We start from the raw sequence: 20,790 nt of genomic DNA on the forward strand, positions 1-20,790 counted from the left end.
ATTCATTTTTCTTTCCTTTTAAATAAAAAAACAATTAGCACATGATTATTATCACATACTAACTGTTTTCATATTATCTTACTTCAATGTTTAACTCATTAACTAACGCTTTTTCTATTTTGTTCATAACAGAAACTACTTCATCTTCAACTAAGGTTGAGTCATCATTTTGGAATACAAGAGAATACGCAAGAGATTTTTTCCCTTTACCCAATTTTTCTCCTTTGAATAAATCAAATAGATGAATAGATCTTAAGTTTTTACCACCATTTGCTTCAATAACATCCACAATTTGTTGATGTGACACTGTTTCATCAACTAACAATGCAATATCACGTTTGATTGATGGGTATTTACCAACTTCTTTGTATTCATTATCTTCTGGTACAAAATCAAATAGTTTATCTAAGTCAATTTCAACAACATATGTTTCTTTTAAATCCATATCTTTAGAAAGTTTAGGATGGATTTGTCCAACAAATCCAACGCGAGTTTCACCTACTAAAATATCTGCTGTGCGTCCTGGATGCATCTCTTTTAGTGTTTGATTTGGTTGATAAACCACTTCGTTTTCAAGTCCTAAGAAACTAATTAACGATTCGACAATACCTTTTATTGTATAAAAATCAACCACTTCTTGTGATTCTTTCCAGTCTTTCTTACGAGAAACACCTGTCATAGCCATACCCAAATGAGTTGTTTCTTTTGGTAAATCTGATTTGTCATACCAATTAAAGACATGACCAACTTCGTAAAATGCTACACCACTTGCTTTTCTCGCGACATTATAAGAGACATCTTTTAACAATCCATTAACTAAACTTTGACGTAAGACTGAATGCTCTTCACTCATCGGAAAATTAAGTTCAACAATGTCTTCTGAGTTATCTGTATCTAATTTGAATTGGGTAGCAGACTCTGGAGAAGTCAATGCATAACTAACCGCTTCAGTTAGTCCTTTTCCTTCAAGTAATGATCTGATATGACGAATCATTTGTTGTTTAAATGATAATTTACCTGGTAAAGAGGCACCACTTGGCAAAGTAGATGGTAAGTTGTCATAGCCGTAAATACGAGCAACTTCTTCAATCAAATCTGCTGGAATCTTAATGTCCCAACGTCTTAATGGGATTGTGACATCAAATATTTCACCACTTAATGACACATCAAATCCTAATTGTAAGAAGATTTTTTCTACATCCATTGCTGATAACTCAGTTCCTAGTGAATGGTTAATTTTGTCTAAGGTGATTGAAACAGTTGGTTCTGTTGGAACACTTGATTCAACAAGAGCTTCTCCTGTCACAATCGACCCGCCACCAAGTTCAGCCATTAAGCTGGCAGAAAATTCACTAGCTTGACGAATCACTGACCAGTTAATTCCACGCTCAAAACGACGGCTCGATTCACTTGATAAAGCTAGTCTTCTTGCTGTACGACGAACGCGAGTTGGATTAAAAACAGCTGTTTCTAACGCAATCGTTGTGGTATTATTTGTGATTTCGGTATTTTCTCCACCCATTACACCAGCTAAAGCGATGGCTTTTTTACCATTTGTAATCACTAAATCTTCAGTAGTTAATTCTCTTTCAACTCCGTCTAAGGTTGTCAACTCTTCCTTGTCTGTTGCACGGCGAACATAGATTTCTTTTGAATCAAGCTTATCGTAATCAAACGCATGTTGTGGTTGACCAAATAATAATAAAGTATAGTTTGTTACATCGACAATATTATTAATCGGACGAATTCCTTCATTCATCAAACGAGTTTGTAACCACATTGGGCTTTCTTTAATTGTGACATCTTTGATAATTTTCATTCCATATGATGGCACATCTTCTTCATCTTCCAATCTGATTGATACATAACGTTCAACTGGTTCATCTGGATTTTCATTGATTGTCACTGTTGGTAACGTGATATCTTTGTCATAAATCGCGGCTACTTCATAAGCCACCCCTAGCATGCTTAAAGCATCGGCTCTGTTTGGTGTGACAGATAATTCAATAATCGCATCATCCATTTCCAAATATGGGAATACTGGTTGACCTGGTACTGCATCTTCTGGTAAGAAATAAATTCCTTCAGCATATTCTTTAGGAACCACACTGTCTGAGTAACCTAATTCTTGTAATGAACAAATCATACCTAAAGACACTTCACCACGCATTTTACCTTTTTTAATTTTGACATTTCCAGTAATACGTGAGTTTGGTAAAGCCACAATCACTTTTTTGCCTGCCGTTATATTTGGCGCACCACAAACAATTTGATACAACTCTTCTTCACCAACATCTACTTGGCAAATTGATAAGTGATCACTATCTGGATGAGGAACACATTCTTTAACGTCTCCAACAACAATTTTTTTCAGTCCTTCTTCAGGAATCACGACATCTTCTACTTCAATACCTGAACGAGACATTTTATCTGCTAATTGATTTACATCAATATCTTTTATATCAACTAATTCTTGTAACCATTTATATGATACTAACATTTATCTCTACCCCTTTACCTTAAATTGTTCTAAGAATCTGACGTCATTTTGATAGAAATAACGGATATCATTGACACCATATTTCAACATTGCGACTCTATCAGGTCCTAATCCAAAAGCAAATCCACTGTACTCGTTTGAATCAACACCTGACATTTCAAGGACGCTTGGATGTACAACACCTGCACCTAAAATTTCAATCCAGCCAGTGTGTTTACATACGTTACAGCCTTTACCGCCACATTTGAAACAGCTAATATCCACCTCAACTGAAGGCTCCGTAAATGGGAAGTAACTTGGTCTTAGACGAATATTACGATCTTCCCCGAATAATTTTTTAAGTAACACTTCAAGCGTTCCTTTTAAGTCTGCCATTGTGATGTGTTTATCAACAACCAATCCTTCAATCTGATGGAATTGATGACTATGTGTCGCATCATCACTATCACGTCGGTAAACTTTCCCCGGACTAATCATACGAAGTGGTGCTTTTGAAAAATCATGTTTTTCCATCGTACGTGCTTGAATAGGTGAGGTATGCGTACGTAATAACATATCATCTGTAATATAAAAAGAATCTTGCATATCACGAGCTGGGTGATCTTTAGGTAAGTTCATTCGCTCAAAGTTATAGTAATCTTTTTCAACTTCATATCCTTCAATAATTTCATAACCTAGACCTAAAAAGACATCTTCAATTTCTTGCATCACTTGCGTTAAAATATGCGGCGTACCAGTACTTGACACTTTACCTGGTAATGTGACATCAATTGTTTCATTTAATAATGCTTGATTAAGTGCTTCTTCTTCAAGTTCTTGTTTTTTCTCATCAATTTGTGTTGATAATACATCTCTAATTTCATTAGCCAAACTTCCCACAACTGGTCGCTCTTCATTTGATAAATCTTTCATTCCACGAAGTATTTCAGTCATACTTCCCTTTTTACCCATTACCTCAACCCGTATATTATTTAAATGATCTAATGTTTCCACTTGCGCAATTTTTTCGATAAAATCTTTACGTAGTGATTCCAATCTTTCTTTGATTTCCATTTTTTTCATCCTTTCTTAATCCAACAAAAAAAGACACCATTCCTTATAAAAGGAACGATGTCTCGTGGTACCATCCAATTTTTATGCTTAAAGCATCTTTATTTGTTAACGATGATAATAATCACCGGTTTGATAACCAAACAACTAAGGAAGTGAACTTCGTCTAGCTTTTTCACAGTTTGCTTTCAGTCTTTGGCAAACCTCCCTGAGCGAGAAAAATACTAAATTACTCGTTTCCATAAACGTTTTTTACTATATAGCTAAAGTGTACAAGAAATAAAATGCCTCGTCAAGATGATTCTTACATCCACTTTTCTCCCCACTTTTGTACTTCCACCATCACTGGGCGAAGGGACTCACCTTTTTCTGTTAAAGAATAGTCAATGCGTTTTTTTTCAACAGGATGCTCTCGTCTCATCACGATACCTTTTTCTTCTAACTCTTTTAATCGTTCAACTAAAACACGATCACTGACTTCTGGTATTTTATTAGCGAGCTCAACAAAACGTTGCGTACCATCTTCCAATAACACGTCGATAATTAACCCATTCCACTTTTTCCCCAGCATATCAAATGTCTTTTCGAATTTTGGACATAACTCAAATTGTCTCTTTTTACAGGAATTCATACACTGCCCCCTTATAATAACATTTCGTCCATAATTATAGTATAAAACAATAAGCTGACAAATACTATCTGTCAGCTCAAAAATGTACTACTTTTGAATATTCAACTGCTTTTACTTTAACTTTTTTAAACAATGGTTTAATGACTTCTTCACACGCACAGTACTTATCTACTAATGTCACAATATAACTTTCTTTATACTTAGGTGGCGCAATCGTCGCTCCAAACATGTGTTTAACAATAATATCTTCTTCTAATGGAGAAATATCTGTTAATTTCTTGGCATTCTCTAAAGCAATTCTTGGATGAACGTAAGCATGCGAACCTTCTCCCATTTTTGTTTGACGCCAATCATAAAAAAATAAATCATGAAGTAACCCTGCCCTAGCAGTGGCTCTGACATTTCCACCCCATTTTTTGGCTAAACGATAGCTTTTATATGATACTTGAATCGAGTGTTCCAAACGATTTGAGTAATGGTGTTGTGTGTATTCTTTTAAACTTTGAACGTCATCTGTATAGATAAGATCTTTTACAAGCTCTAAATAATCATGATCTTCTTGCCAATTTAATGACATTTTTCATCACTTTCTTTCTTAAACATTAACTTTTTATGTATTAATGATAACAATATATCAGTAAATTTCCAAAAATTATATCAAAAATCGTCACTTTAATAAATTTATAACAATTTATATTCCAAACATCACAATTCCAGCAGCTACAGCCACATTTAAAGATTCGGCTTTTCCTTTCATAGGTATATAAACTTTTTTATCGACAAGTGTTAATATATTTTGTGACACGCCTTGTCCCTCATTCCCCATCACAATAGCAACGGAGGATTGCTCGCCAATTTCTGTATATGACATTGCCGTTTCATCTAGCGCAGTAGCGATTGTCACAATATTTTTCTCTTTGACTTCGTTTATCCACTGAATTAAGTTCACATTAGTCAAAATAGATACATGAAATTGGCTTCCTTGTAATGCTCGCTGAACTTTTGATTGATAAACATCGGCACACCCTTCTCCAAGTATCACTTGATCATATCCTGCGGCGTCAGCTGTTCTAATCATCGTTCCAACGTTACCTGGATCTTGAACAGTATCAAGTACTAACATTTTTCGTCCTAAACTTTGTGACTCTTCTTGTTTATTCATTACTGCTATAATTTTTTGTGGTGTTGGCAATTCTGAAAGTTGTTTTAAAATAGCATCTGGTACAATCACCAGATTATCTTCATTGATGTCATCCAATAGTGATTGATATGTTTCTATCCCCTCATCAGTCGTCACAATCACATCAATATCAGCATGACTTTCAATCGCTTCTTGGACAGAGTGTTCCCCTTCTATAATAAACTGATTGGTTAAATCTCGGTATTTTTTTTTATGTAATTTTTTCGTGTCTTTTACCCATTGATTAGTCAATGATTCAATTCGTTTCATCATGATTAGTTCATTCCTCTCAATACTTGCTTTATTATATCAGATTTTTTATTTCATTCACTCATTTCCATGTAAAAACTGTATAATAAAGTTAAGAAAACATTAAGGATGTGATGTTATGAAAATATCGATGACAGTTTATGGTCGAGTACAAGGAGTGGCTTTTCGGTATATGACTAAAATAGTCGCCGATGAACTAGGCGTACATGGTATTGTTAAAAACCTCGATGATGGTGGTGTGTATATTGAAGCAAATGGTGATAAACTAGCCGTTCAACAGTTTATTGAAGAAGTAAAAAAATCTCCTGCACCAATGGGAAACGTTACAAATTACTCAATCGACTTTAATCCAACGTTTACAGAGCATAAACGATTTAACGTGGTTTATTCTTAATTTCTTTCCATAAATTAATTGAATTATGTCCCAAAATTCGTTATAGTATTGCTTGTGTAGATAAACGTAGATCATAGTAAAGGAAGAAATAAATGAAAAATTTAAAACGTTGGATGATCGGTTCTGGTCTTTTCGGAATGCTAATTTTTTTATCCGGATGTGTCAAAACTGATTCTACCGGTACTCCCACTGGTGAAGGGATCATCTATAATTTATTAGTAAAACCAATGAGTCACTTAATTACTTTTTTTGCCGAAAACTGGGGATTAGGTTTTGGTTGGTCAATCATTTTACTAACCATGATTGTTCGATTGATTATTTTACCACTTGGTTTAAACCAAATGAAAAAATCTATGATTCAACAGGAAAAGATGGCAGCAATCAAACCTCATATGGATGTAATCAATGAGAAAATGAAAACTGCCACAACTCCTGAAGATAAAATGGCAGCTCAACAAGAACTTCAACAATTTTATAAAGATAATGATATTAACATTATGGGAGGAATTGGTTGTTTACCATTACTCATTCAGATGCCTATCTTTACGGCATTATTTTTCGCAGCCAAAGTAACTCCTGGAATCTCAGAATCGATTTTCTTTGGTATCAATCTTGGAAAACCAAGTTTAATACTAGTCGCTTTAGCGGGTATTAGTTATTTCTTACAGAGTTATATCAGCATGATTGGGATGAGTGATGAACAGAGAAAACAAATGCGAATGATGACGTATCTGTCTCCTCTTATGATTATTTTCTTCTCATTCAAAGCTCCTGCTGGTGTGACATTGTATTGGGTTATTGGTGGTATTTTTAGTTGTATACAATCTCTTATTACCAATCTCTATCACAAGCCAAAAGTCAAACGTGAAATTGCCGAACATTTTGAACAAAATCCAGTAAAAATCGTTAAGCCGACTGTTAAGAACACAACAGTTAAACAAAATGCTCCTAAAAATAAGCTAAACAATCGTAATACTGGACGTAACCAAGGAAAACAAAATAAAAAATAATAGGAAGCACTGATGAGTCATTTCATTAGTGCTTCTATTATTTTACTAACCAAATGAGATTTCATTTGCATATATATTTTTTAAATGTTATAATTAACAATGGAATTTCGTTATGAACGTTTTAGTTGCCTTTCGTTACACAAAAGAAAGGAGAATGCTATATGACATTCAATAACACAACAATAGAGTACCGTGTAACACTAGATACTGACTTAAACTTATTTATCGTTTTTCTTAAAGATGATGAATCAAAAGTTGCAACAGGTACTACTATTCAAAATGCAGTACATGAATTACAAAAAATTGCATAAGGAGTAACGACCTAATGGATGAAGCCAGTTCGTACTGAAAGAGCATTTACCTTTTAACTTTAGATTAATGGTAGATGCTTATTTTTTTATGCATTTTCATCACGATTATCTTCTACTATATTTAGTTTTATATATAGAGGTTTCATCATCCACATCAAGACCGTGTTTCGCGAGCGTTTCAATCAGTACTAAATGGGTTTCATCAAACTCATCTCGTATTAATACTGTGTGCTTTAAAATCAACTCTACCGTTCTTACTACCTTTTTATGGTGGACAGTTGAGCTTTCAATCGTTGAACCAATAGAAACTAATAGATTAGACAAATAAAATCATTCCCTTCTATACTAACTAGTATACCACACTTCATAAAACGATATTTTTTAATAAAAAATAGTATCATTATACCTATTTATGAAATAATACTTAGCACTTATTATAAATTAAAACCCAATATCAAAAAAAACGTAGCAATAGAATAACTCCAGAAGGATCAATTAATAAAATCAAGTTAATTAAACGAATAGCGTATGGATACAGAAATTTCCAAAACTATAAATATAGAATACTACTCAGTTTCAAAAACAAATAAATAAGCAACAAAAGCTAATCGGCTTTCGTTGCTTAAGTACACTTAATTTTATTCATCCACATCATTTGACGTAGAGCCTTTAATTATCCAAAAATAACGTGAATAAATAATATAATCAATACACTTATAAAAAATAATCCAATAAAGAAAAAATGTTTTTTCTTTGTCATCACAAGATAACCCACGTATTCACGAATAAAGGCTGTCGGTAAATAATATAATTTCGTTTTAGAACCAACACCTCTCGCATGGATACCTAAATGTGACGCTATTTTACCAGCTCTTAAGAGATGATAATTATTGGTCGAAATCACAATATTTTTATCTTTAAAATCATTTATACCATCCACAGCACTCGCCAATTTTTCCGAAAATAGAATATTTTCTTTGGTATTTGTTGATTGTTCTTCAAGATATACTTTTTCAATAACGACAGGTAAAGAATCTAAATAATGACTCATCGCTTGTGCTTCCGATATTTTTTCGTCTTTTCCTTGACCACCTGATAAAATAATCGTAGGTTTATGGCCATAATTTCTTTTTTGCTGTAAATATAAGCTAACACCTCTGTCAATCCGACTCGCTAACAATGGTGTTACTCGTTCACCATCAATCAATCCAGCTCCTAAAATAATAATATAATCTACTTTTTTCCAAATAGGAAAATGATTATATAAAACAGTTGTTGTTGCATACATAATAAATAAAAAGATTAAATACGATAAAGTAACTGTAGTAAAACTTAATAAAGTTGTCAAAAATATATTTTGCGAATAAAATGTGACAATAATTATTAGAACTTGAATCCCTAATAAACATAACGCAACAATCAACGGAACCAAATTACTTAATGATTTCCCTTCTCTTTTTAAAAGAATTTTTTCATTCCAAAATAATCCTACTATACTAGTACTCAAACCTAGTACACTTATAAATATTATAACCAATATAGCTGGAATTAAAAAAACTAAAGCAAGGTTTTGACTTATATTTTCTATTAATAAAATAAATAGAAAATATAAGGTCGCCGTAGATACAAGAAAGAAAAAACCATTCCATAAACTTGTTGGGCGAAAATAATTTAAATAAAAAAAACATATCAAAGGGACGATCAAAAAAATGACATAGAAAAAAACTGTTATATTTAACAATGAGTACACTCCTTTCAAAAAAACGACTATTAAATCAGCTTATAACCCCACCGTTGTCCATTTTCAAAATACATGATGCTGTTTGTGAGAGAAATTCATTATCATGACTGATTACAAGGACAAATATACCAAGTGATTGAACCTTTTTTAGTAACTTACTAACTGCTAACATATTTTGATAATCCAAACCACTTGTTGGTTCATCTAAAATCAACCACTCTTTTCCAGATAGTATGGCACTAGCAATGGCTAATCGTTGTTTTTCTCCACCAGAAAGATTTTGTGGATGACTACTCAATAACCTTCTTAAATTAAGAGCATCCACTACATCATCAAATAATTCTGTTCTTTTCGATTGAACTAGTAATTCTTTTTCGACTGTTTCAAAAAATAATTGGAGATTAACATCTTGCATCACTATAAAACTCCGCTTAATACGCTCTTTAGCAGATAAGTTGGCTCCCATAATAGAAAAACTGTAACTTTTATCTATAAGCAAACCTGATAACAATTGTACAAAGGTTGTTTTTCCAGAACCATTTTGTCCAACTAATCCAACTATGTTATCTATACAAATATCAAGAGAAGGAATATTAAGAACTGATTTTCGGTTACTGTACTGGTAAGTTAAATCTTTAATTTGAAGTACTCGACTAGCGTCATCTTGCTCTATCTTTTTAATAAATGATTTAAATAATTTTGGTTCTTGTAAACTCCTTAATCCCATCTCTTCTTGAATTATCGGAAATTGCGCCTTAAATTGAGCAGCAGATAAATCATATGTTATTTTACCTTTTTTTAAAATAACATATCTATCTGCCAGTTCAGATAGGTAAAATAACCTGTGTTCAGATATAATCAACGTACAGCCACGCTGTTTTAATAACTTAATATAAGTTGATAATTGTTTGATTGTTACATAATCCAGATTACTTGATGGTTCATCCAATAAAAAAAAACGATGCGGTAACATACAGGCAGCTGCAAATGCAATACGTTGTTTTTGTCCACCAGATAACTCTGTTACTTTTTTACCAATTAAGTCTTCTAAATGGAACAATTCGATAACATCGTTCATTCTTGTATTTATATCTTCTGCAGAAAATCCGTAATTTTCCATGGAGAAAGCTAACTCACTTAATACTGACGTCGTAAAAAATTGCGTTTTAGGATTTTGAAATACGACACCTATGTCTTTAACGTACTTATTAAAGTCAATAGGCGGCAGTCGAGTATCCAACACTGTTAACTGACCAAATATCTCTCCATCATACAATTCAGGGATCAAGCCATTTAATACACTAATTAAAGAACTTTTCCCGCTGCCACTTTCACCTGTCAGTATAACTAACTCTCCAGATGTTACGGTTAAATTGATATTATCCAATACTTTTTTTTTATCTCTTATAAGAGTTACCTGATTGAGTTGAATCAAAAAACACCACCACCCTCACCTAATAACAATACCAACAAACTAGCAAGTAGTAAATAGTCTTGTATTTTTAATTTAATAGGAATTACACTTGTATGTTTCCCTTCAAAACCTAACCCCCTCACAAGTGCGGCTGCAGATAAGTCTTGAGCGGTATACTCAACTTGCTTTAAAATAGGGACTAAAAAATACTCCATCGCTTGAATAGGATGATGTATTACTTCTGGAAAAGATAAGTCAATCCCTCTAAACTTCATAGCTTGGCGAATCGACTTCACATCAGAACGAAGTATCGGAAAAAAACGACAAATAACAATAAATGGTATAACAATAAAGTTTGGAATGTGCCATTTTTTCATCGCCGAAACCCATTCGCCCACAGAAGTATGTTGTGTCGCAAATATCCCTGCTGCTATAGATGGGAGTAAACTTTTATATACCACTAAGACAAATGACACAATCGCTGTGATAATACCATTAATCTCATGAAACACTGTCATTGTTAAAAAGTTTAGGAACATATAACTAATTAATATTATAAAGCCTTTTTTAAACGATCCACTAATACTTAACAAAAATGTAATAAATACTATAAAAACAAACTCCATGGATGGATTGGCACGAGAAATTAGTAACACACTAGCAAAAAGGACTGTAACTAGTTTACTCCTTGGATCAAACGTGACATATCTATTTTCCAAAGCCAACTCACCCCTCTCGTTTATTTTTTACTTAGCAAAGTGTTTCGTATAAATAATTTTCCCGATTTTCAAACCTATTATACTAGTAATAATAACTAAAAGCATTGAGATAAAGAAACTTGCAGTACTTACACCTTCAAATACACTATTCACATAACTCATGTCTTTTCCTTTATTTAATAAAGACTCGCTATAAGCATCTTTCATAAACCATAATGGCAAAATTGGACCTGTTAAGCCAAAACTAAAAATTATATAACTAATCATTAATTTTAAACTATCTAAAATCTTTGTTTTAGTTTGCACAAAATCAGCCAATAATGGAAAAATAAAGCTTGGTAAAAAAGCCAGCGGAAAATACCCAAAAGCAAAGAAAAAGACCGCCATGACCGATCCAACTAATGTAATAGCTCCAAATTTGGGAACTTTATTTACAACTATAATATATAGAGTACCAGATATCAATGCTGACATACTAGGAATTAATAGACTATGAAACACAGGCACAGTAAACCTCATTAACATAGTGGCAATAAAGACCGTAAAAAAATAAACTGTCGCATATATCCCTATTAATATTAAATCTTGTACTTTTAACTTTTTCATAATTAAAACTCCTTAAAATTTTTTTAACCTAGCCATTATAACATAGTTAAAAATCAACAGACATTGTTTTTACCTAAAATATTTACCAAAACATCATGTTAATCATACTTTCTATATAAAAAACTCTTTACCACATTTTTTGTGATAAAGAGTCACACTGTTAAATTCCTAATTCATGATAAATATTTAATGCTTTTTGAGCTGCTGCACCCTGATTAATTGATACATTATGATGAATTAATGCTGCTTCTAATGCTGTTAACACTTGTAAGACATTTTCTTTACGGCTGCTAAATCCCATGTTTCCAATTCGCCATACTTTACCAGCTAATGGACCAAATGAAGAGGCAATTTCAACCCCAAAATCATCTAACATCATTTGTCTCACAGACTCACCATCTACTCCTTCTGGAATGATGACAGGTGTTACCGTTGGCATTTTAGTTGTTTCATCACCATATAACTCAAGCCCCATTGCTTTAATACCTTCAATGATTGCTCTATCATGAATTTCATGACGTCTAGCGCGTTCTCTTAATCCCTCATTACAATATAGACGTAATCCTTCATGCAATGCATAAATCATGCTAGTAGCTTCCGTATGATGATTGATGCGGTCCTTATTCCAATACCTTTGAAGCTGAGTTAAATCAAGATAGTTGCTTGAGATTGGATTATCATTTCTGCAATTATCTCCTAGCCCAAGCTCTTTTTGATAGCGTTTATTAATTTCCTTTTTCACTCGATCACTATAGGTGATAAGTGATAAACCAGATGGCACACTTAGACATTTTTGTGTCCCAGCAATAGCCATATCAATACCCCAGTCATCAACTTTTATCTCCACACCACTATAAGTCGCTACAACGTCTACTACAAAAAAGACATTATTGTTCTGACAATACTCGCCAATTTTACTTAAAGGTTGCATTTGACCGTTAGCTGTTTCTCCATGAATCATAGCTAAAATTTTGGGTTGATGTTTTTTTACTGCTTCAATTATTTCTTCTTCTGAAAAAACGCCATCCCATGATTTTTCCATAATCACAACGTCTGCTTGTGCTCTTTCACAGATTTCGATTAATAAATAAGCAAAACGCCCATATGCTGGTACCAATACCTTATCACCTGGGCTAATTAGCGATATCAATGCTGCTTCTATGCCAGAGCGACTTGTCCCATCCACCACAAAGGCCTCTTCATTTGTGGTTTGAAATGTCTCTCTAATCATATCTTTGACTTCATTCATAATTGCTACAAAAGCAGGATCAAATTGACCTAAAATTGGCGTTGCCATTGTTCTTAAAACAGATGGATAAGCCTCTACAGGTCCTGGTGTCATAATGGTTCTCATTGGATGATTTAATGGTTGTCTCATAATTATCTCTCCTTTATTTTATTATGAACTATTGCTATTACAATTCCATTATACATTATGAACAAAATAAAATATACGTTATACGAAATGCACAAAAATAGACTTTTTCTTTTTTTTTCATATAAAACTCTCTATAATAGCTATTGGGAGGTACAGTTTATGAAAACGCTAGAACAAGTTCTATCTGTTCCACGGTTTAATGATTTAATTTTATTAACTAAAAAAACCAATTTAAAAAAAGGGATTAATAATGTTGAAATAACAGAAACACCTGATATAGCAAACTATATTTCTAGTCAAACATTAATTTTAACTACTGGTATGTATTATAAAGATAAAGAAAATGAATTGTATCAATTAATAGATTCTCTTTCCATTATACAATGTGCGGGCTTATGTATTAAAGTAGGGCGATTCTTAAATAGCATACCTCAAGATATCATCGATTATGCTAATACACGAGACGTTCCAATATTACAATGTCCCTCAACAAAGCCTTTAGGAACGATATTGAAAGAAATAATGAGTTATCTAAGTGAAACAAAAGAAGCCGAAATTGCATATGCTCTTGATATACAACGTAAATTCTCTACTTTATTTCTAAATGACGCGACATTACAACGCATTATAAAAGAATTTGGTGAATTAACAAATACACCGATTATGCTATTAAATCCTTTTAAAGAAAACATTGCCATTTCTGATAATTGGAATAAATTACAGGATTCTCCTGGAGACATCATTAAAATCCTATCAGAAAAAGATGTATTTCAATGTGATAAAAATACGACGATTATTATTAATACTCCAAATGTTAATCAACTGGATATCGCGGTGTATCCAATAAAAAGTCACACTTATTTTCCATATTATTTAGTTATTTTATTTCCGAAAAATATTTTATACCCTGTAACAGAATTTGCCATTGACCAAGGTCTAATGGTATTAAGTTTTACTATTTTAAAAAATGATAAGCTATATGAAGTCAACAAACTTAGAAAAAGTGACTATCTCTCAACACTCATTGATAGACAAGAAAGAAGCTTATTTAACGAAAAAGAATGGTTCAAATATGAATCCAATTTTGGTATAAAATTATCTCCTTTCTACCAAGTGGTTTACGTTCGCGTCCAAGAAACATCTAACATGGTCTATACATCTAGACGATATGAAGAAAAACTAAAATTAACTTATGAGTGGTTAGATACTCATATGGTCAAAGAACTGCCAGGTTCCGTAGTATTTCTAGATAAAATAATCAATAACAGTATTATCTTATTGCAAAAAGAAATCAGTCCATCTGCTTTAAAAGAAAAATTAGAAACGCTTAATCATTTAATTCAAAAAAAACTACCTATCAACGTATTATTCAATTGCGGACAACCGTATTCACACCTTGATTACCTAGCAAAATCATTAAATGAAGCAAAAATCATTGACAAAGAGCGAACCGAATTTAATAATAAAGAAATGGTTTCCGTATACAAACCCAAAGGAATCACACGTTTACTAGAAAATATAGAAAAAGAAGAAGCAAAATATTTCAGTCAAGATTGTTTAAAAATACTAAGTTATCCGCAAAGTGAAATGGATATCGAATTAAGAAAAACACTAAAGGCATTCCTTGATAATCAATGTGAAATTACGAAAACTGCCAACGAGTTATTTATCCATAGAAACACAGTAAAATATCGTATTGACAACATTGAAGAACTTCTTGATTGTAAAATTGATACTCCTGAAAATAGCTTTAAGTTACGTTTAGCTTTGAAGCTAACTGAACCTTAATTCGTGCACAAAAAGAAAGTAACCTTTGGACTTTTCGACCAAAGATTATTTTCTTTTTTTAATATAATCTTATATAAAGGAGTTGAAAATATGACGGTTTATTCTTATACTGACAGAGAAAACAATCAAATAGATGCCACATTTCATAAAAGTACAAAACAAAATAAAGACAATCCACTTATTATTTATATTCATGGTGGCGGACTAATCTATGGTTCAAAAGATGATTTGCCATTAGTTCATATTGAAAAATTTACGCAATTAGGATTTAATATACTAGCTCTTGACTATCCATTAATCCCTGAAAGCTCGCTAGAAACATTGATTAATAGTTTACTAGATGGCATTAATTGGGGAATATCAAAGTTTACAACTAATGATGATTTTATTTTATTTGGTCGTTCAGCTGGTGCGTATCTGTCATTGATTTTGAGTGCTAAGTTTTTAGATATTAGACCCAAAGCAATTATTTCTTTTTATGGATACTATTCACTAATGGATAAAGAACTTAAAAAACCAAGTGATTTTTATGTACAATATCCTTTATTAGATGATGTCATGATTGCCCCTCTTATCCAAAAACAGCCTTTATTTAATGCACCCATCGAGCAAAGATTTCCTATTTACCTATCTTATCGCCAACGTGGTATTTGGGTTAGCAAAATACTTGCTCAAGTATCAAATATAGAAAACTATTCGTTAACGGACGATGACATCCGTACTTTACCACCTTTATTTATTGCTGTAAGTAAAGACGATCAAGATGTTCCTTATACACAATCTATCTATCTACATGACTTAGCCACTAAATCTGATATATATACTCTTAACGGTTTACCTCATGATTTTGATCGATTAGTGGATGATGTACAAACAAAAAAAGCCTACCATCAATTAATGAATTGGCTTATCTGTTTACAAAAATAAAAAAACATCGTCACGAAATCGGTGACGGCATTTTTATGGCTCTATAATTTAAAGGACTGATGAATCAAAATTCGATTCATCAGCCCTTTTTAGTTTATTTTATTTAAAAACATATCGTCTATCTAGTAAAATTTAAGTACCAAACAAAAACATTAGGTAGAAAGGACGACATGTCATGAATAATAATATCAAAAAAATGCTAAGAATAACAGATAATCATTTGGATTTAACTAGTACAGAAGGAGCTAACATTAATGGAAGGAACACTTTAATTATTAAAGGGACTTATTCCCCTATGCCTTTGGCTTGTAAAAATTGTCGCTCAGCCGTTATTGATAATGATGGAAAAACAGGAGAATTAGTTGATATACTACCTAGTCGGACATTAAATAAACTTACTATTTATTTTAATCGTACGCCTTTGGAGGAACGAAAAAAAGTAAAGTTTTTAGTCACTGATATGAATTATGCTTATTTTCAATTGACTAAAAGAGGCTTTCCAACTGCTAATATCATCATCGATCGATTCCATGTTATAAAGCATTTAAATACTGCTTTTAATTAATTTAGGGTACGGGAAATGAAAGTATTGATTCGCCAAAAGAAAAAATCAGAGGCTAATAAACTAAAATCAAATTGGAAATTCCTTTTAAAAAATCAACAAAATATCTCTATTTCTGAATTTAAAACCTGGAGAAGTTTCTCTTCTCCAAAGTACCCTCTTTTAACGGAATCAATGATGATTGATCGACTACTCTCATTTTCTACGAATCTAAAAGAGGCTTATGATATTTTCCAACTACTAACGTATCATTTTAGAAATAAAGACGGTCAATCGTTTTTTGACCTGTTAAAAAACTTACCTAATAACTTAGATAAGCTATTTAAAGACAAATTAGAGAACTTACTTGCCTATGAAATAGGTATTCGTAATGCCCTTCTTTATGATTTTTCCAATGGAAAAATTGAAGCCAAGAATACTCATATAAAAACACTAAAACGAGTGTCATACGGATTCAAATCATTTCACAATATGAGAATAAGGATTTTCTTGATAAACGGCCTTATAAAAATAAAATAATTAAATCAAAACCTCCAGTGAGAACTGGAGGTTTGTTCTTCGGCTGAAAGCCTCTATTACCGGCCTGAGTCTGAAAGGCTCACTGAAGCGGTTTCCCTTATGCACCACATTTACTCACGAATCCTAAAAGGATTACTTATTTCTTTTTATTTTTCTCTCCTGTGAACGGATCATACTCCTCAAATAATGTTAATTGATCTGCTAAATAATCTTCTTGAATTTGATTTCTTATGTATTTCTCTATTTGTTTCTTGTTTCGCCCTATTGCATCAACATAATAACCTCGACACCAAAATTTTCTGTTACCATATCTATATTTCAAATTAGCATGTCTATCGAAAATCATGAGGCTACTTTTTCCTTTTAAGTAGCCTATAAATCCTGAAACACTCAATTTTGGCGGAATACTCACTAACATATGAACATTATCTTTACATGCGTTGGTTTCTATTATTTCAATACCTTTTCTCTCACATAATAATCTCAGAATTTCTCCGATACTCTGTTTATATTTTCCGTAAATAATTTGTCGTCTGTAATTAGGTCCAAAAAAGATATGATACTGACATTTCCATGTTGTGTGTGATAAAATTTGATTGTCCTTTTTCATAAGGAACCTCCTATATGATTGATATATTGTGGTCGAGAAACTTAATTTATCTTATCATTGTAGGGGATTTTTTAATACCACGCTGAAAACTCTCTAGAACCACCCGCATAGCAGGTGGTTTTCAAAACATACAAAAAAGATAATGATTGTGAGATTGCTCTCACAATCATCATCTTACCAATTTAACTCATCAGTCCTATTTGACATAGAGCCCTTTTTTATTTTCCTATTACTTGTGTTCCAGCATTACCTGCTAAAGCTTGTGCAGCATCTTCTAATGAACAAATAATAGCTGTTTTACCTAGTTTTGCAAACTCAATACATGCTTGCATTTTAGGTCCCATACTTCCAACTGAGAAATGACCTTCGTCAAAATATTGTTGTGCTTTTTCAATTGATAACATCGTTAATTTTTCTTGATTTGGTTTACCATAATTGATATAAACATTTGGCACATCAGTCAGTATCATTAATACATCAGCATCTAATTCTTCTGATAATTTTAGTGCCGAAGAATCTTTATCAATGACTGCAGCAACCCCTGATAATTGATTATCTTTATCTCTAACAACAGGGATGCCTCCCCCACCAGTTGAAATAACAAGCGTTCCATTATCAATCAATGTTTTGATAGTATCTACTTCCACAATACTTTTTGGTTCAGGCGATGGTACTAATCGACGATAACCGCGTCCGGCATCTTCTCCCATAACCCATCCCTTACTTTTTTCTAGTTCAACACTTTCCTCTTTACTATAAAAAGATCCTATTGGTTTTGTTGGATGATTAAATGCCTCATCATTTTTATCAACTTCTGTCATTGTTAATAATGTAACAACTTGTTTAGTAGGCAACATATTTTTTAATGATTCTTGCATCATGTATCCAATAAAACCTTGCGATTCTGCACTACAAACTGGTAGCGGTTGCTCAGGTACTTCTTCTTTGGATAATTCATTTTGACGTAATATTTGACCAACTTGCGGTCCGTTACCATGAACCACCACAACATTATGTCCTTCATTTACCACTTTAGCAATACTTTTCGCACTTGTTTCTACGTTTGCTTTTTGAACATCATAATTTCCAACTTGTCCTGGTTGCAAAATCGCGTTTCCGCCTAAAGCTAATACAACTTTTTTCCCCATAATTTCCTCCTATTTTTGGATTAATGTTAATCCATAGTACATCCCATAAATGGTATCTTTTCCTGATGTGTGTCCCGTTTGTGCTAGTAATTCTAATGCTTTTGATAATCGCACAGGATTGTCTAATTCATTCATAACTTCGACAACTGCTGTACTATACTGACCTTCTAAAGCACTTTTCAAATAAGCAATAGAAACATCTGTCGTTTGTTTATCGTTAATTTTTTTTTCAATCACAGAAAAGATAGATGATGGTAAAAAATTTATTCGACTGTTTAAAGCAAGTAACCCAACTATGAAATCATCTCCAGATGGTGTTAAACCTTTACCAAATCCAATTAACTCCTTTACAAGTTTCTCTAAGTTTTCATTTAATGAGTATTCTATTAATGGTGACTGTTTGACATAAACTTCTAATGGTTCTAAAAATAAATCTGTTTTTAATTCCTTTTTTTGAATATAATTTGATGCTTCTCTACTATTTTCTATCGTTAATTGAAAATCGCCAATGACTAATCTTCCTTGATGAAACGAGAGTTTAGCTTCTTTAAATAACGGTTTGATATAATCCATTACTTCTTTTCTTAACATCAATCCAAATGGTGGTATTTGAAAGTAGGGATAACTGATATACAATAAGTCATTTCCTACTTTCACATTCACACCCGATTTAAATTCACTATGAAATGACACGTCTTTAGAGCTATCTGATAACAATGTCTCTACTTTTTCCCCATGATAATCACTTGAGAACGTGTAAGCACTCATTAATTAGACATTCCTAGTTTCTTAGCATAAGCTGTGATTGCTTTTTCAAAGCATGTCAATGGTGGACGTACAGTTCCCGCACCAATTTGACCAATCCCCGCTTGTTTATGAGCAATCCCTGTGTTGATTACAGGTGTAACACCTGATTCAACAACTAACCTTGCATCAATCCCTAAACAAATTCCTCTAAAGTCCCAAGTTGGTACAGGGTAGTTTGTATTTTGACTAATACAAATCTCAGACATTTCATTCGACGTATTGAGTGCATCATAGAAACCACCTGAACCAACAAATCGTGTTACGGCTGGAGCAGCAATCATTGCCATCCCACCGACACCGAATGTTTCAGTAATCGCAGAATCACCAATATCTGTATTAGCATCTTTTCCGCTATATCCTGCAAAGTATAATCCTTGAGGTGTGTTAACTGGTCCAGTAAACCATTCGTCACCCATACCACTAATTCTGATACCAAAATCTTTTCCGTTACGGCACATAGCTGTAACAACGGTTCCTTCTTCAATCATTCTTGCTCCATCCATCACAGCTTTTGCTGCAGCCATCATGATATTTAGGAAGAACTGATCTGTGTCAGCTAAAAACTGTGACACTTCTTCTTTTTTAGTTTCGTCAATTGATAAACGTGTAATAATGGGTCCCACTTCTTTGTAAAAAGCAAGAGATGCAGCAATATTACGTTGATGGAATTCATCCCCCATAGCAATAGCTTTTGCTACTAAAACGTTGATGTTTAAACCATCGTCCATTGTTTGCAATGCTTGGCTGAGCACTGGTCCCAATGTATCTCTCATCCAACGTAAACGTGTAATGACTTCATCAGAGTAAGCACCGAAACGTAACACTGCTCCGATTCCTTCGTTCATCGTACAATAAGCACGATTTCCATCTGTTTTATTTTCTACAACTAATACAGGCATGTTACCAGAAGTAATACCGCCCATTGGACCCACAGCATCGTAATGATGACATGGTGCAAAGGTAATTTCTCCATCTGCTAACATTTTACGAGCATCTGCTTCATTATCTGCCCATTCTTCAAATAAAACAGCGCCCACACATGAACCTTGCATTGGATCAGTCATATCTTCCCATGCAATAGGTGGTCCTGCATGTAATAACATGTGACCTTCTAATTCTTTGATAACACTTTTTGCTGGTACTACATCTAATAAAAATGGTGCTGATTGTACAATTTTATCAATGACTGCTTGATTTGCTTCGTCGATTGTTTTAAATGACATCT

The 20,790-nt window shown here is 32.9% G+C and carries 20 protein-coding genes and 2 pseudogenes; 7 read left to right on the forward strand and 15 right to left on the reverse strand.

What is annotated here, in order from left to right; translation table 11 throughout:
• Nucleotides 1-73 precede the first annotated feature (73 nt).
• The 5 genes from pheT to DW196_RS01940 all read right to left on the reverse strand — a co-directional run bounded on the left by pheT (nucleotide 74) and on the right by DW196_RS01940 (nucleotide 5,634).
• Nucleotides 74-2,500, reverse strand: a complete 2,427-nt coding sequence (gene pheT, locus DW196_RS01920; RefSeq protein ID WP_118249739.1) for a phenylalanine--tRNA ligase subunit beta — start codon at nucleotides 2,498-2,500, stop codon at nucleotides 74-76.
• A 6-nt stretch (nucleotides 2,501-2,506) separates the two neighbouring features.
• On the reverse strand, nucleotides 2,507-3,553 hold the full coding sequence (pheS, locus tag DW196_RS01925) for a phenylalanine--tRNA ligase subunit alpha (protein ID WP_071456716.1): 1,047 nt from the start codon (nucleotides 3,551-3,553) through the stop codon (nucleotides 2,507-2,509).
• A gap of 301 nt (nucleotides 3,554-3,854) precedes the next feature.
• The gene (locus DW196_RS01930; RefSeq protein ID WP_118249740.1) at nucleotides 3,855-4,181 is read right to left on the reverse strand and encodes a helix-turn-helix domain-containing protein; all 327 of its coding nucleotides are present in this window, start codon (nucleotides 4,179-4,181) and stop codon (nucleotides 3,855-3,857) included.
• A gap of 76 nt (nucleotides 4,182-4,257) precedes the next feature.
• Nucleotides 4,258-4,758 carry an HD domain-containing protein gene (locus tag DW196_RS01935; protein WP_071456714.1) on the reverse strand — a complete coding sequence of 167 codons (501 nt, stop codon included), beginning with the start codon at nucleotides 4,756-4,758 and terminating at the stop codon, nucleotides 4,258-4,260.
• Nucleotides 4,759-4,872: 114 nt separating this feature from the next.
• Complete coding sequence (locus DW196_RS01940) at nucleotides 4,873-5,634, reverse strand: RNA methyltransferase (protein ID WP_233541900.1); 762 nt, start codon at nucleotides 5,632-5,634, stop codon at nucleotides 4,873-4,875.
• Nucleotides 5,635-5,749: 115 nt separating this feature from the next.
• Here DW196_RS01940 and DW196_RS01945 point away from each other — a divergent pair, with 115 nt between their 5' ends.
• The 3 genes from DW196_RS01945 to DW196_RS11455 all read left to right on the forward strand — a co-directional run bounded on the left by DW196_RS01945 (nucleotide 5,750) and on the right by DW196_RS11455 (nucleotide 7,346).
• Entirely contained in the window at nucleotides 5,750-6,025 is a 276-nt protein-coding gene (locus DW196_RS01945) for an acylphosphatase (RefSeq protein ID WP_071456713.1), read from the forward strand.
• Nucleotides 6,026-6,117: 92 nt separating this feature from the next.
• Nucleotides 6,118-7,035: a membrane protein insertase YidC gene (yidC, locus tag DW196_RS01950; protein WP_118249741.1), complete on the forward strand. Its 918-nt coding sequence runs from the start codon at nucleotides 6,118-6,120 to the stop codon at nucleotides 7,033-7,035.
• Between the two features lie 161 nt (nucleotides 7,036-7,196).
• On the forward strand, nucleotides 7,197-7,346 hold the full coding sequence (locus DW196_RS11455; RefSeq protein ID WP_169817662.1) for a hypothetical protein: 150 nt from the start codon (nucleotides 7,197-7,199) through the stop codon (nucleotides 7,344-7,346).
• Nucleotides 7,347-7,451: 105 nt separating this feature from the next.
• Here DW196_RS11455 and DW196_RS11240 read toward each other — a convergent pair whose 3' ends face one another.
• Entirely contained in the window at nucleotides 7,452-7,670 is a 219-nt protein-coding gene (locus tag DW196_RS11240; protein WP_147408662.1) for a hypothetical protein, read from the reverse strand.
• A gap of 143 nt (nucleotides 7,671-7,813) precedes the next feature.
• Between DW196_RS11240 and DW196_RS01955 the strand changes: the two are divergent.
• Nucleotides 7,814-7,936 (forward strand): annotated as a pseudogene (locus DW196_RS01955) (transposase); the annotation flags it as partial.
• 83 nt (nucleotides 7,937-8,019) lie between these two features.
• Here the strand turns inward: DW196_RS01955 and DW196_RS01960 are convergent.
• From DW196_RS01960 to DW196_RS01980, 5 genes are all read right to left on the reverse strand, one after another.
• Nucleotides 8,020-9,087, reverse strand: coding sequence for a YdcF family protein (locus tag DW196_RS01960; RefSeq protein ID WP_084657171.1), 1,068 nt, complete (start codon nucleotides 9,085-9,087; stop codon nucleotides 8,020-8,022).
• 34 nt (nucleotides 9,088-9,121) lie between these two features.
• Nucleotides 9,122-10,522, reverse strand: coding sequence for an ABC transporter ATP-binding protein (locus DW196_RS01965; protein WP_118249742.1), 1,401 nt, complete (start codon nucleotides 10,520-10,522; stop codon nucleotides 9,122-9,124).
• The gene (locus DW196_RS01970; RefSeq protein ID WP_071456708.1) at nucleotides 10,519-11,220 is read right to left on the reverse strand and encodes an energy-coupling factor transporter transmembrane component T; all 702 of its coding nucleotides are present in this window, start codon (nucleotides 11,218-11,220) and stop codon (nucleotides 10,519-10,521) included. Before DW196_RS01970 ends, DW196_RS01965 begins: the two co-directional genes overlap by 4 nt.
• Before the next feature lie 27 nt (nucleotides 11,221-11,247).
• Nucleotides 11,248-11,826, reverse strand: coding sequence for an MptD family putative ECF transporter S component (locus tag DW196_RS01975; RefSeq protein ID WP_118249743.1), 579 nt, complete (start codon nucleotides 11,824-11,826; stop codon nucleotides 11,248-11,250).
• 160 nt (nucleotides 11,827-11,986) lie between these two features.
• Nucleotides 11,987-13,204 (reverse strand): alanine--glyoxylate aminotransferase family protein, encoded by a 1,218-nt coding sequence (locus DW196_RS01980; protein ID WP_118249744.1) that lies wholly within the window; start codon nucleotides 13,202-13,204, stop codon nucleotides 11,987-11,989.
• Nucleotides 13,205-13,363: 159 nt separating this feature from the next.
• On the opposite strand from DW196_RS01980, the gene DW196_RS01985 reads away from it, so the two are divergent.
• The 3 genes and pseudogenes from DW196_RS01985 to DW196_RS01995 form a co-directional block, all read left to right on the forward strand.
• Nucleotides 13,364-14,992: a PucR family transcriptional regulator gene (locus DW196_RS01985; RefSeq protein WP_158563495.1), complete on the forward strand. Its 1,629-nt coding sequence runs from the start codon at nucleotides 13,364-13,366 to the stop codon at nucleotides 14,990-14,992.
• Between the two features lie 90 nt (nucleotides 14,993-15,082).
• A complete protein-coding gene (locus tag DW196_RS01990; protein WP_118249746.1) occupies nucleotides 15,083-15,919 on the forward strand; it encodes an alpha/beta hydrolase in 837 nt (278 codons plus the stop codon).
• 340 nt (nucleotides 15,920-16,259) lie between these two features.
• Nucleotides 16,260-17,000 (forward strand): annotated as a pseudogene (locus tag DW196_RS01995) (ISL3 family transposase); the annotation flags it as partial.
• Between the two features lie 136 nt (nucleotides 17,001-17,136).
• On the opposite strand, the gene tnpA reads toward DW196_RS01995, so the two are convergent.
• From tnpA to DW196_RS02015, 4 genes are all read right to left on the reverse strand, one after another.
• Nucleotides 17,137-17,610: an IS200/IS605 family transposase gene (gene tnpA, locus DW196_RS02000; RefSeq protein ID WP_118249747.1), complete on the reverse strand. Its 474-nt coding sequence runs from the start codon at nucleotides 17,608-17,610 to the stop codon at nucleotides 17,137-17,139.
• Nucleotides 17,611-17,828: 218 nt separating this feature from the next.
• Nucleotides 17,829-18,758 carry a carbamate kinase gene (gene arcC / locus DW196_RS02005; RefSeq protein WP_118249748.1) on the reverse strand — a complete coding sequence of 310 codons (930 nt, stop codon included), beginning with the start codon at nucleotides 18,756-18,758 and terminating at the stop codon, nucleotides 17,829-17,831.
• Between the two features lie 9 nt (nucleotides 18,759-18,767).
• Nucleotides 18,768-19,526, reverse strand: a complete 759-nt coding sequence (locus tag DW196_RS02010; protein ID WP_118249749.1) for a DUF2877 domain-containing protein — start codon at nucleotides 19,524-19,526, stop codon at nucleotides 18,768-18,770.
• Complete coding sequence (locus DW196_RS02015; RefSeq protein WP_118249750.1) at nucleotides 19,526-20,788, reverse strand: DUF1116 domain-containing protein; 1,263 nt, start codon at nucleotides 20,786-20,788, stop codon at nucleotides 19,526-19,528. Before DW196_RS02015 ends, DW196_RS02010 begins: the two co-directional genes overlap by 1 nt.
• Nucleotides 20,789-20,790 lie beyond the last annotated feature (2 nt).

This window comes from Vagococcus sp. AM17-17, assembly GCF_003471765.1.
Classification (GTDB): Bacteria; Bacillota; Bacilli; order Lactobacillales; family Vagococcaceae; genus Vagococcus; species Vagococcus teuberi.

Coding starts and splice junctions, on each gene's coding strand:
- DW196_RS01945 (WP_071456713.1), top strand. CDS start 5,750: ATGAAAATATCGATGACAGTTTATGGTCGAGTACAAGGAGTGGCTTTT.
- yidC (WP_118249741.1), top strand. CDS start 6,118: ATGAAAAATTTAAAACGTTGGATGATCGGTTCTGGTCTTTTCGGAATG.
- DW196_RS01935 (WP_071456714.1), bottom strand. CDS start 4,758: ATGTCATTAAATTGGCAAGAAGATCATGATTATTTAGAGCTTGTAAAA.
- tnpA (WP_118249747.1), bottom strand. CDS start 17,610: ATGAAAAAGGACAATCAAATTTTATCACACACAACATGGAAATGTCAG.
- DW196_RS02015 (WP_118249750.1), bottom strand. CDS start 20,788: ATGTCATTTAAAACAATCGACGAAGCAAATCAAGCAGTCATTGATAAA.
- DW196_RS01990 (WP_118249746.1), top strand. CDS start 15,083: ATGACGGTTTATTCTTATACTGACAGAGAAAACAATCAAATAGATGCC.
- pheT (WP_118249739.1), bottom strand. CDS start 2,500: ATGTTAGTATCATATAAATGGTTACAAGAATTAGTTGATATAAAAGAT.
- DW196_RS02010 (WP_118249749.1), bottom strand. CDS start 19,526: ATGAGTGCTTACACGTTCTCAAGTGATTATCATGGGGAAAAAGTAGAG.
- DW196_RS11455 (WP_169817662.1), top strand. CDS start 7,197: ATGACATTCAATAACACAACAATAGAGTACCGTGTAACACTAGATACT.
- DW196_RS01975 (WP_118249743.1), bottom strand. CDS start 11,826: ATGAAAAAGTTAAAAGTACAAGATTTAATATTAATAGGGATATATGCG.
- pheS (WP_071456716.1), bottom strand. CDS start 3,553: ATGGAAATCAAAGAAAGATTGGAATCACTACGTAAAGATTTTATCGAA.
- DW196_RS01985 (WP_158563495.1), top strand. CDS start 13,364: ATGAAAACGCTAGAACAAGTTCTATCTGTTCCACGGTTTAATGATTTA.
- DW196_RS01930 (WP_118249740.1), bottom strand. CDS start 4,181: ATGAATTCCTGTAAAAAGAGACAATTTGAGTTATGTCCAAAATTCGAA.
- arcC (WP_118249748.1), bottom strand. CDS start 18,758: ATGGGGAAAAAAGTTGTATTAGCTTTAGGCGGAAACGCGATTTTGCAA.
- DW196_RS01940 (WP_233541900.1), bottom strand. CDS start 5,634: ATGATGAAACGAATTGAATCATTGACTAATCAATGGGTAAAAGACACG.
- DW196_RS01980 (WP_118249744.1), bottom strand. CDS start 13,204: ATGAGACAACCATTAAATCATCCAATGAGAACCATTATGACACCAGGA.